This window comes from Pseudonocardia sp. SID8383 (genome assembly GCF_009864975.1).
Lineage (GTDB): Bacteria > Actinomycetota > Actinomycetes > Mycobacteriales > Pseudonocardiaceae > Pseudonocardia > Pseudonocardia alni.
Genome location: NZ_WWFY01000206.1, coordinates 1 through 11,075 on the forward strand (window position 1 = coordinate 1; position 11,075 = coordinate 11,075).

The 11,075-nt window shown below is 74.5% G+C and carries 11 protein-coding genes and 1 pseudogene; 10 read left to right on the plus strand and 2 right to left on the minus strand.

From position 1 onward, the window contains the following. The coding region (locus tag GTW08_RS04895) for an SDR family NAD(P)-dependent oxidoreductase (RefSeq protein WP_161151472.1) at window positions 1-839 on the minus strand (839 nt) is incomplete at its 3' end. A 175-nt stretch (window positions 840-1,014) separates the two neighbouring features. Here GTW08_RS04895 and GTW08_RS04900 point away from each other — a divergent pair. The 10 genes from GTW08_RS04900 (at window position 1,015) to GTW08_RS04945 (ending at window position 10,806) form a co-directional block, all read left to right on the plus strand. After that, window positions 1,015-1,593, plus strand: coding sequence for a TetR/AcrR family transcriptional regulator (locus GTW08_RS04900; RefSeq protein WP_073576207.1), 579 nt, complete (start codon window positions 1,015-1,017; stop codon window positions 1,591-1,593). An 88-nt stretch (window positions 1,594-1,681) separates the two neighbouring features. After that, entirely contained in the window at window positions 1,682-2,182 is a 501-nt protein-coding gene (locus tag GTW08_RS04905; RefSeq protein WP_073576208.1) for a MarR family winged helix-turn-helix transcriptional regulator, read from the plus strand. Window positions 2,183-2,318: 136 nt separating this feature from the next. After that, complete coding sequence (locus tag GTW08_RS04910; protein ID WP_161151473.1) at window positions 2,319-3,587, plus strand: FAD-dependent monooxygenase; 1,269 nt, start codon at window positions 2,319-2,321, stop codon at window positions 3,585-3,587. Between the two features lie 12 nt (window positions 3,588-3,599). Then, window positions 3,600-5,006, plus strand: coding sequence for an MFS transporter (locus tag GTW08_RS04915; protein WP_100879804.1), 1,407 nt, complete (start codon window positions 3,600-3,602; stop codon window positions 5,004-5,006). Beyond that, window positions 5,003-5,788, plus strand: a complete 786-nt coding sequence (locus GTW08_RS04920; RefSeq protein WP_073576211.1) for an FAD binding domain-containing protein — start codon at window positions 5,003-5,005, stop codon at window positions 5,786-5,788. The genes GTW08_RS04915 and GTW08_RS04920 overlap by 4 nt, the downstream gene beginning before the upstream one ends. Beyond that, entirely contained in the window at window positions 5,781-8,135 is a 2,355-nt protein-coding gene (locus GTW08_RS04925; RefSeq protein ID WP_161151474.1) for a molybdopterin cofactor-binding domain-containing protein, read from the plus strand. Before GTW08_RS04920 ends, GTW08_RS04925 begins: the two co-directional genes overlap by 8 nt. After that, window positions 8,132-8,692 (plus strand): (2Fe-2S)-binding protein, encoded by a 561-nt coding sequence (locus GTW08_RS04930; RefSeq protein ID WP_062400706.1) that lies wholly within the window; start codon window positions 8,132-8,134, stop codon window positions 8,690-8,692. The genes GTW08_RS04925 and GTW08_RS04930 overlap by 4 nt, the downstream gene beginning before the upstream one ends. Further along, a complete protein-coding gene (locus GTW08_RS04935) occupies window positions 8,689-9,342 on the plus strand; it encodes an isochorismatase family protein (RefSeq protein WP_073576213.1) in 654 nt (217 codons plus the stop codon). Before GTW08_RS04930 ends, GTW08_RS04935 begins: the two co-directional genes overlap by 4 nt. Next, window positions 9,339-10,196 carry an alpha/beta fold hydrolase gene (locus GTW08_RS04940; RefSeq protein ID WP_073576214.1) on the plus strand — a complete coding sequence of 286 codons (858 nt, stop codon included), beginning with the start codon at window positions 9,339-9,341 and terminating at the stop codon, window positions 10,194-10,196. Before GTW08_RS04935 ends, GTW08_RS04940 begins: the two co-directional genes overlap by 4 nt. A 124-nt stretch (window positions 10,197-10,320) precedes the next feature. Then, a complete protein-coding gene (locus GTW08_RS04945) occupies window positions 10,321-10,806 on the plus strand; it encodes a hypothetical protein (protein ID WP_073576215.1) in 486 nt (161 codons plus the stop codon). A gap of 101 nt (window positions 10,807-10,907) precedes the next feature. Here GTW08_RS04945 and GTW08_RS04950 read toward each other — a convergent pair. Next, a pseudogene (locus tag GTW08_RS04950) lies at window positions 10,908-11,075 on the minus strand (sugar kinase); the annotation flags it as partial.

The following is an 11,075-nucleotide window of genomic DNA, read 5'->3' on the forward strand; positions in this document are numbered from 1 at the left end:
CCCCCGCCCGCCACGCCCGGCCCGGCCGGTCCCGCCTCCGCGAGCCCGGCGAAGTAGCGCCCGCTGATCCCCCCGACCAGCGGCGACGCCGCTGCCAGCACGACCGTGGCGGCCCCCTGCTCGGGGTCGGTCCCCGCCGGGCCGGGGTCGGCGGCGTTCACCGCGATCCCGTCGCCCGACCAGCGACGCGCGGCCTCGACCGCGTGCAGCAGCGCCGCGCTGCGGGAACGGGCGTGGGCGAGGTGGGCGTCGTAGCGCTCGTCGGAGAAGTGCGGGTCCTCCGGGTCGAACGCCGCGTCCCGGTGGGCGGCGGAGGTCACGGTGACCACCCGCGCGCCGTCGACCGCCGTGAGCGCCCAGTGCAGCCCCGAGGTGAGCGACGCCGGCCCGAGGTGGTTGACGGCCAGGTGCAGCTCCCAGTCGTCGACGGTGCGGGTCAGCGGGGCGCCGGTGACGGCCGCGGCGTGCACGAGCATGTGCAGCGGCCCGTCCCACAGGCGCACGAAGCGGGCGATGGAGCGCTGGTCGGACAGGTCGAGCTCGCCGACGGCGACGCGCTCGTTGCCGGTGTCGGTGACGATGCCGTCGCGGGCGGCGGCACCAGCCTCGGCGTCGCGGACGGCGAGGGTGACCTCGGCCCCGGCGGCGGCCAGTGCGCGGGCGGCCGCGAGGCCGACCCCGGTGGTCGCACCGGTGACGACGGCGCGCCGGCCGGTGAGGTCGACGCCGGCGAGCACGTCGGAGGCGGTGGTCCCGGCCGGTGCGGCCGGCAGGACGACACGGGAGGTGGCGGTGGTGGACAGCGGACGGGATCGGTCGGTCGTGGAGCGGAACAGCATGGCGTGATCCCTTCTGAGCACCGGGTACGCGGTCGGTGACGTCGTCGTTGCGTCGCCGTGTCCCGGGGACAAGTAAACGGAGGATCCTCCGTATGACTCGGGACTCTATCCGGAGCATCCTCCGGTTCGCAAGACGTATCGTGGGATCGTCAGTCCCACCCGAGGAGGCACCGCCATGGGCACCAGCACACGTTCCGGCCTGCGTGCGGACGCCGCGCGCAACCGTGAGCTGCTGCTGGCCGCGGCCGTGCGCGCGTTCACCGCGGAGAGCCGTGGCGGCCCCGCCACGACCCTCGACGGCATCGCGAAGGACGCCGGCGTCGGCATCGGCACGCTCTACCGGCACTTCCCGAACCGGGACTCCCTGGTCGAGGCCGTGTACCGCAACGAGCTCGACCGGCTCTGCGCCGCCGCCGAACAGCTGCGCACCGAGCTGCCCGCGGACCGGGCACTGCGGGCCTGGATGGACCGCTTCGTCGACTACGTGATCACCAAGAAGCACCTCGCGGACTCGCTGCACGCACTCGTGGCCTGCGGGCACAACCCGTTCGCACAGAGCCGCGAGCGGATGGTCGAGGCGGTCCGCCTGCTTCAGAAGGCAGGCATCGCCGACGGCACCCTGCGTGCCGACGTCGACGCCGCGGACGTGCTCGTCGGCACCAGCGGGATCTGCATGGCCGTCGCCGACCCGCAGGGCCGCGAGCAGGCCGGACGCCTGCTGGACCTGCTCGTCGACGGCCTGCGCCCGCGCTGAGCCCCGGCCCGGCCACCCCGCGTGATCGTCCGGACACGTAGGATCTCCCGCGGACGAGGGCCCCGGCCCGGACGAGCACGGAGGCATGATGGGTGAGCTGTTGCGCGGCGGAACTGGCGTCGCACCCGCTCCCCCGGCCGACCTCGTCGCCGCCCCCGGCTACGGGGCGCGCCGGATGTACCAGGCCTACCTCGCCGCCTGGAGCCGTCACGTCGACCCGGTGCTGACCGGCCCGCAGTTCGCGGTGCTCTCGGCGATCCGCGCCTACCCGGAGTCCGACCAGAGCTCGTTGGCCGGCGCCGTCGCCCTGGACACCTCGACGATGGCCGACGTCTGCCGCCGGATGGAGCGCCGCGGGCTGATCGAGCGCACCGAGTCCCCCCGCGACGCCCGGCGCAAGATCCTCTCCCTCACCGACGACGGCGCGGCCGCCCTCGTCGAGGTCACCCGCCGGACCCGGCGCCTGGACGCGGAGCTACTGGCCGCGGTGCCCGACGACCGGCGCTCGGAGATCGCCGGTCTACTCAACACCCTCGGCGCCCACTGGGAGGCGGTCGCGGAGCGGACGTCGTTGCCCGGCAACGACTGAGCCCGGCCGCCCGGGTTACGTCCCGGTTTCCCTTCCGGGTCGTTCGCACGAAAACCTTGCGTATCCGGATAGTACGTGCTCGGATTACTTCTCGTGCGGGCCACGTCACAGGCCCGACGGACGCGAGGAGGTAGTCGTGGCACCCAGCCAGTCCCTGGAGATCACGGTCACGGGCGGCGGTCTCGGCGGACTGACCGCTGCACTGGCCCTGCGCCGTCAGGGCTTCCGGGCCACCGTGCTGGAGGCCGCGCCGCAGCTCGGCGAGGTCGGTGCCGGCATCCAGACCGCCCCCAACGCCAGCCGGATCCTGTTCGGCCTGGGGCTGCGCCGGTCGCTGGAGCGGATCCACACCGCCCCGCAGGACCAGGTGCGGCGCCGCTGGGCCGACGGCTCGATCATCGCCCAGCTCCCGCTCGGGCAGCAGGTCGTCGACACCTACGGCGCCCCGTACTGGCACTACCACCGCGCCGACCTGCACCGGATCCTGCTCGAGGCCTGCCTCGACCCGGACGGCCCCGGCCCCGCGGTCACCGTGCACACCGACGCGAAGGTCGTCGAGCTCGACCGCACCGACCCGGACCGCCCGGTCGCCGTCACCGCGCGCGGGCTGCGGGTCGCGGGCGACGTGCTGGTCGGCGCGGACGGCATCCGGTCCGGTGTCCGCGACCTCGCCGGGTTCGACGACACCCTCGTCTTCTCCGGCGAGATGGCCTACCGCGCCCTGATCCCCGGCGAGCTGATCGCCGCGGACCCGGCGACCCGGTTCCTGCTCGACCGCTACCACTCCACGATCTGGTACGGCCCCGGCAAGCACCTGGTGCACTACATGATCCGCCACGGCGAGTACCTCAACGTCGTCGCGATCGTGCCCTGCACCGAGCAGGTCGAGCGCGACTGGAGCGCCCCGGCGACCGCCGAGGACCTCGTCGCCGACTTCGCCGACTGGGACGACCGCGTCCCGGCGATGCTGTCCAAGGCCAAGGACGACGTCTCGGTGTGGGCGCTCCACCGCCGCCGCCGCGATCCGGTCTGGATCGACGGCCGGGTCGCCCTGCTCGGCGACGCCTGCCACGCCATGCTCCCCTACCAGGCCCAGGGCGCCTCCCAGGCGATGGAGGACGCCGCCGTGCTGGCCGAGGAGCTCGGCGCGGTCGGCCGCGGCGGGATCGACACCGCGCTCGCCCGCTACGTGCAGCGCCGCGCCAAGCACGCGGGCGTCGTGCAGGACGCCTCGCTGCAGAACATGGACTTCTACCACCTGCCCGACGGCCCCGAGCAGCGCGAACGCGACGAGAAGCTGCGCCGCTTCCAGGGCGAGTCCGACGTGTCGTACGACTGGCTGTGGCGGGGCTCCCCGCGCAGCGACCCGGACGACGAGTCCGTCACCTACCCCTTCGCCCGATAGAGGAGCACCGACATGCGTACCGGAGACCAGGTCGTCCAGGACCTGCCCTGGCGCTGGGGCGTCCAGGGGAAGATCTTCCTCATCGGCGGCCTCGGCTACATGTTCGACGCCTGGGACGTCGCCCTCAACGGCTTCCTCACCCCGCTGCTCGGCGTCGAGTTCGACCTCTCGACCGGCCAGCGCGGCCTCGTCGCGACGGCCAACCTCATCGGCATGGCCGTCGGCGCCGTCGCGTTCGGCACGATCGCCGACCGGATGGGCCGCAAGCGGGTCTTCAGCATCACCCTGCTGATCTTCGCCCTGTTCTCGGTGCTCGGCGCCTTCTCCCCCAGCTGGGAGATCTTCCTGGCGCTGCGCTTCCTGGCCGGCATCGGGCTCGGCGGCTGCATCCCGGTCGACTACGCGATCGTCAGCGAGTTCTCACCCCGGCGCTACCGGGGCAAGGTGCTCGCCGCGATGGACGGCTGGTGGCCGGTCGGCACCACCCTCGCCGGGCTCTCGGCGACGCTGCTCGTGCCGGTCGAGGGCAACTGGCGCTGGATGCTCGCGCTGATGGTGCTGCCCGCGCTGCTGCTGTTCTGGATCCGCCGCGGTGTCCCGGAGTCCCCGATCTACCTGGCCCGGACCGGCCGCGAGGCCGAGGCCCGCACCGTCATCGACGACATGGTCCGCCGCACCGGCGCCCCGGTGGAGCAGTACGCGATCACCGCCGCCGCACCGGAACCGACCACCTCGCGGCGCCGCGGTCTCGGCGCGCTGGGCGAGCAGCTGAGAATGGTGTGGGCGTTCAACCCGCGCATCACCGGCGTCGCGTGGTCGCTGTTCATCACCGTCATGGTCGTCTACTACGCCGCGCTGTCCTGGATGCCGTCGATCCTGCGCGCCCAGGGCATGGGCGAGGTCGCCGCGTTCGCCTCCACCACCGTCATGAACGCGGTCGGCATCCTCGGTGTCATCACCTCGGTGCTGCTGGTCGAGGTCGTCGGCCGCAAGTGGGTCATCGGCGTCGCCGGTCCGTGCGCCGCGCTGTCGCTGGTCGTGTTCTCGCTGGTCATGGGCTCGCCGACGGCGGCGGTCGCGATGATCGCGGTGTTCGGGTTCTTCGCCCTGGTCGTCATCCCGGTGATGTACGCCTACGTCTCCGAGCTCTACCCGACCGAGCTGCGCGCCTCGGGCTTCGGCTGGGCGTCGTCGTCGAGCCGGGCGGTCACCGGGTTCGTCCCGCTGATCTTCGGCAGCCTGCTGTGGCCGGTGCTGGGCCTGCCGCTGACCTTCACCCTGATGGCGCTGCTCGTGTTCGCCGCCGTGACGTTCATGGCCCTCGGCGCCCCCGAGACCCGCGGCCGCGAGCTGGACCGCATCACCGGCGACGAGCAGACCCTCGACGCACCGGCCGTGGAGCGGGTGGAGAAGGCGTGAAGCCCGCCGCGTTCACCTACCACCGGGCGTCGTCGGTGCGCGGGGCGGTCGACCTGCTGACCGAGCTGGCCGACGACGAGCCCAAGCTGCTCGCCGGCGGGCAGAGCCTGGTCGCGATGATGAACTACCGGATGGCCCGGCCCGGGCACCTGATCGACCTCACCCACGTGCCGGGCCTGGCCGGCATCCACCACGCCGACGGGGCACTCCGGATCGGCGCGCTCACCACCCACCGGGCCGTCGAGCGGGCCGACCTCGGGCCGGACTTCGCGGTCCTGTCGGCCGCGATGCGCTGGGTCGGGCACCTGCCCATCCGCACCCGCGGCACCGTCGGCGGGTCGATCGCGCACGGCGACGCCACCGCCGAGTGGTGCCTGCTGGCCGTGCTGCTCGACGCCGTCGTCGTCGCCGAGGGGCCGGGCGGGCGCCGGGAGGTCCGGGCGCGGGAGTTCTTCCTCGGCCCGTTCACCACCGCCCTGGACCCCGACGAGGTGATCGTGGAGATCGTCTTCCCCCGTCCCGCGCCACGCGCGGCGCTCACCGAGTACGCCGACCGCCGTGGCGACTTCGCCGTCGTCGCGGCGGGGGTGGACCTGGGCACCGAGGAGGTCGTGCTCGGCGGGGTCGGCGCCGTCCCGGTGCGGGTGCCCGACGCCGGCACGCCGGCCGAGGTCGCCGACGGTCTGGAGCTGCGCGACGAGGCCGGGATCCCCGCGGAGTACCGCCGCGGGCTGGTCCGCACCCTCGTCGCCCGGGCCCGGGAGGAGGCCGCCCGTGGCTGAGCCCGGATTCCGCCGCGACGGCAGCTGGGTCGGCGCGTCCGTCCCGCGCCGGGAGGACCCGCGGCTGCTCACCGGCCGCGGCCGCTTCGTCGACGACATCACCCTGCCCCGGATGCTGCACGCGGCGTTCGTGCGCAGCACCGAGGCGCACGCCCGGGTGGTCGACGTCGACCTGTCCGAGGTCCGGCAGGTGCCCGGCGTCGTCGCCGCGTTCGACGCCGCGGACCTCGCCCTCGGCGACATCACCGCGCTCCTCGACCGGCCGGTCGAGGAGTTCGTCCCCACCTCGATGCCGGTGCTGGCCGGCGACAGGGTCCGCTACGTCGGCGAGCCCCTGGCCGTCGTGATCGCCACCGACCCCTACGCCGCCGAGGACGGGGTGGAGGCCGCCGTCGTCGAGCTCGACCCGCTCGACCCGGTGGTGACCGAGGCCGCCGCGCTGGCCGCGGCCGGTCCACCGGTACACGACGAGGCCCCCGGCAACGTGCTCGTCGACGTGTCGCTGTTCGCCACCGAGGGCATCGACGGCATCTTCGACGAGGCGCACACGGTGGTCACCGTGGAGGCCCGCACCGGGCGGCAGAACGCGCTGCCGCTGGAGACCCGCGGTGTCGTCGCCGACTGGGACGACCGCGACGAGCAGCTGGTGGTGCGCACCTGCACCCAGGTCCCGCACCAGGTGCGCACGGTCCTGGCCCGCTGCGCCGGACTCGACGAGAAGCAGGTCCGGGTCGTCGTACCGGACATGGGCGGCGGGTTCGGGCAGAAGTGCGTCGTCGGCCGGGAGGAGATCGCCGCCGCGGCCGCCGCGCGGCGCCTCCGCCGTCCGGTGAAGTGGATCGAGGACCGGCGCGAGGCGCTGACCGCGAGCTTCCTGGCCCGCGAGCAGCACTACACCGCCCGCGCCGCGTTCACCGCCGACGGGGAGATCCTCGCCCTGGAGTCCGACGTCGTCTGCGACATGGGCGCCTACTCCTGCTACCCGTTCACGGCCGGGATCGAGCCGCTGATGGCCTCGGCGGAGATGCCCGGCGTCTACCGGGTCCCCGCCTACCGGGTGCGCGGGCGCGCGGTCACCACGAACAAGGCGCCGACCGCGCCGTACCGCGGGGTGTCCCGGCCGCAGTACGTGATGGTGATGGAGCGGCTGATGGAGCGCGCCGCCCGCGAGCTCGGGCTCGACGCGCTGGAGGTCCGCCGGCGCAACCTGATCACCGAGTTCCCCTACCGCGGGGTCAACGCCATCACCTACGACCCGGGCTCCTACCGGGAGTCCCTCGACCTGTGCGAGCAGGTGCTGCGCGACGAGGGCTGGCCCGGGCGCACCCTGCCCGACGGCCGGGTGCTGGGCATCGGCTACTCCTGCTTCTCGGAGCGCACCGGCTACGGCTCCGGCGCGTTCGCGGCGCGGAGGATGCAGGTCGTCCCCGGGTTCGACCTGTCCCAGATCACGATGGACCTCGACGGCACGGTCACCGTCACCACCGGCACGCTGTCGCACGGCCAGAGCCACGAGACGACCTTCGCCCAGATCGTCGCCGACCGGCTCGGCCTGCCCTACGACAAGGTCAAGATCGTCCAGGGCGACACCGACCGGATCACCTACGGCTGGGGCTCGTTCGCGTCCCGCTCGGTGACGATCGGCGGGTCCGCGGCGGCCGCGGCGGCGGTGAAGCTGGGCGACCAGCTGCGTGCGCTGGCCGCCCACCTGGCCGACGCCGACGTGGGCTCGGCCGAACTCGACGGCCGCGGCGGGGTGCGCGCCGGGGACCGCACGTTCTCCTACGCCGAGCTGGCCGACGTCGCCTACCTGCGCGCGCACCTGCTGCCCAAGGAGGTCGGGCCGGGCCTGACCGCGACGGCGAGCTTCGACGTCGGCGGCGACGGCACGTTCTCCAACGCCACCCACGGCTGCGTCGTCGCGCTCGACCCGGGCACCGGCGGCGTGGAGATCCTGCGCTACGTCTGCGTCGAGGACTGCGGCGTCGCCATCCACCCGCGCGTCGTCGAGGGGCAGGCCCGCGGCGGCATCGCCCAGGGCATCGCCGGGGCGCTGTTCGAGCAGGTCGTCTACGACGAGCTCGGCCAGCCGCTCGCGCCGAGCTTCATGGAGTACAAGGTCCCGACCGCCGCCGAGATCCCCGACGTGCGGATCGAGCACCTCGAGACGCCGTGCGCGTTCACCGCCGACGGCGCGAAGGGTGCGGGTGAGGGCGGCACCATCGGCGCGCCCGCGGCCGTGCTCAACGCCGTCAACGACGCGCTGCGCCCCACCGGCGTCGAGCTGGACTCCACCCCACTGTCGCGCGCGGACCTGTTCGCCGCGCTGAACCGGGAGGCACCGTGACCGACATCCAGCTGGTCGAGCTGACCGTCAACGGGGAGCGTCACGAGCTGGCGATCCCGCCGCGTCGCACGCTGGCCGACGTGCTCCGCCACGACCTGGGGCTGACCGGCACCCACGTCGGCTGCGAGCACGGCATCTGCGGGGCGTGCACCGTGCTCGTCGACGACGCGCCCGCCCGCGCCTGCCTGCTGTTCGCCGTGCAGGTGGAGAACGCCGCGATCCGCACGGTCGAGTCGCTGTCCGGGCCCGACGGCGGGCTGTCGGACCTGCAGCAGTGCTTCGGTGAGCACCACGGGCTGCAGTGCGGGTTCTGCACGCCCGGGTTCCTGATGCTGGCCGAGGGCTACCTCGCCGAGGAGCCCGACGCGAGCCGCGAGGAGATCCGCGAGGTCGTGGCGTCGAACCTGTGCCGGTGCACCGGCTACCAGACCATCGTCGACGCCGTGGAGGACTGCGCGGGCCGCCGCCGCGCCGCGCTGCAGTCCGCACTGGACTCCGCCCCGCAGCACGCGACACAGTCCGCACCGCAGTCCGCACTGGACGGAGCATCCGCATGAGCCCGCACCCCACCGGTCTGCACGGGGCCGGTACCGACGCGACCTACGCGACCGCCGGGTTCGGCGCCGCCGCCCGGCGCGGGACCCGGCCCGCGGTCGTCGTCGTGGACCTGACGGTCGGGTTCACCGACCCCGCGCTGCCCACCGGCAGCGAACTGTCCGAGGTCGTCGCGGCGACCTCGACGCTGGTCGAGGCGGCCCGCACGCTCGGCGCGCCGGTGGTGTGGACGACGATCGCCTACACCCCCGCCGAGCTCGACACCCTGCCCTGGCTGGTGAAGGCGCCCGGGATGCGCTCGCTGGTCGAGGGCTCGGCCGCCGTCGGCTTCGACCCCCGGCTCGACGTCCGCGGCACCGACCACACGCTCACCAAGAAGGGCGCGTCGGCGTTCTTCGACACCGGGCTCGCGACCCTGCTCCGGTCCTCCGGTGTGGACACCGTGCTCGTGTGCGGGGCCACCACCTCGGGCTGCGTCCGCGCGAGCGCCGTCGACGCCGTCCAGTCCGGGTTCGGTGTGCTGGTGCCGCGGGACTGCGTCGGCGACCGCGCGGCCGGGCCGCACGAGGCGAACCTGTTCGACATCCACGCGAAGTACGGCGACGTGGTCGGTCTCGACGACGCGCTCGCCTACCTGAAGGGACTCCTGTGACCGTCACGTCCACCCTGGTCCGGCAGGTCCGCCAGGACGCGCTCGCCGACCTCGCCGACGTCCCCGCCGTGTCCCGCTGGGCCCGGCACGGCGACCTGGCGCTGCACGCCCTCGACTACGGCGGCGACGGCGCCCCCGTCCTGGTCCTGCCCGGCATCACCAGCCCGGCGGTGACGATGGACTTCGTCGCCCGCGAGCTCGTCGACCTGTGCCGCCCGGTGGTGCTCGACGTCCGCGGCCGCGGGCTGTCCGACAGCGGCACCTCGTGGACCCTCGACGACTACGCCGGCGACGTCCTGGCCGTGCTCGCCGCGCTGGAGCTCGGCCCCGACACCATCCTGTTCGGGCACTCGATGGGCGCCCGGATCGCCGCCGTCGCCGCGACGCGACGGCCGGTCGGCGGCGCCGTGCTCGTCGACCCGCCGCTGTCCGGTCCCGGCCGCGCGCCGTACCCGACGACGCTGGAGGCGTTCCTGGGTCAGCTGCACGAGGCACAGCGCGGCACCGACGCCGACGGGGTCGCCCGGTCCTGGCCCCGCTGGCCACGCCGCGAGCAGGAGCTGCGCGCGCGCTGGCTGTCCTCCTGCGACGAGGCCGCGATCGCCGCGACGCACGCCGGATTCGAGTCCGAGGACTTCTTCGACGCGTGGCCGCACGTCCCGGCGCCGGTGACCCTGCTCCACGGCGCGGACTCCCCCGTCGTGCCCGCGTCCGGGGTCGCCGAGATCGCCGCCGCCCGGCCCGACGCCCGGCTCGTCGCCGTCCCGGACGCCGGACACATGGTGTTCTGGGACAACCCGGCCGAGGCGCTGGGGCTGCTGCGCACGATGCTCACCGGGCTCCTCAGGGGCTGACCCCGCCCTGCCCGCCCCGCACCGGCTCCCGGGATCGGTCCCGCCCGGCCGGGGCCGGCCGGTCCCGCCCAGCCGGGGCCGGGCCGGAGCGGCACGATGATCGGCGCGGGCCTACCGTCTCGGTGTGCAACCGTGCCCGCGCCCGACCACGTCCCTGCTGCGGGCGGTCACCCTCCTGGTGGCCGCCCTGCTCCTCGCCGGCTGCTCCGCCGGCCGCCCCGCCGCCTCGTCGGCGCAGGACACCGAGCCCTGGCCGGGACAGACCGCCTCGGAGCGCGTCGGCGCCCCGGGGCTGGAGGCGCTGCGGACCAAGTTCCGCTTCTACGCCCAGGACCCCTGCTGGTCGGGCGACCCGGCGACGGTCTTCCCGCGCTGCGGCCGGTTCACCACCGAGATCCGCAACGTCCTGCCCCAGGTCCGCCAGGACGCACCGGCCGCGGCCGCGCAGGCCGACCTCGTCGGGAAGGCGCTCGACGACTTCGCCGCGAAGGGCTGCCAGGCCGACCCGGGCACCCTCGCCGAGGGCGACGCCGCCGTCTGCGGCCCGGCCTTCCACGCGGTCCAGGAGACCGCCCAGGGCATGGCGACGGCCGCCGGCGCCGGGACCTGAGGGTCCAGCCCCGTCCATGATCACCGGTTGTGGAGTCCGGAGTGCGCTCGACGACCTCGGCGCTCCACAACCGGTGATCATGAACCCGTGGAGTCGCAGCGTCACCCCGCGGCGGCCCCGGCGAGGAACGCGTCGAGCTCCGCCCGGGTCGGCGCGGTGGCCGGCCCGTACCGGGTGACCGCGAGCGCCGCGGCCGCACCGGCCCGCGCGACCGCCTCGGACCATGTGGTGCCGCGCAGCAGCTCCGCGGCCAGGACCCCGCAGTGGGC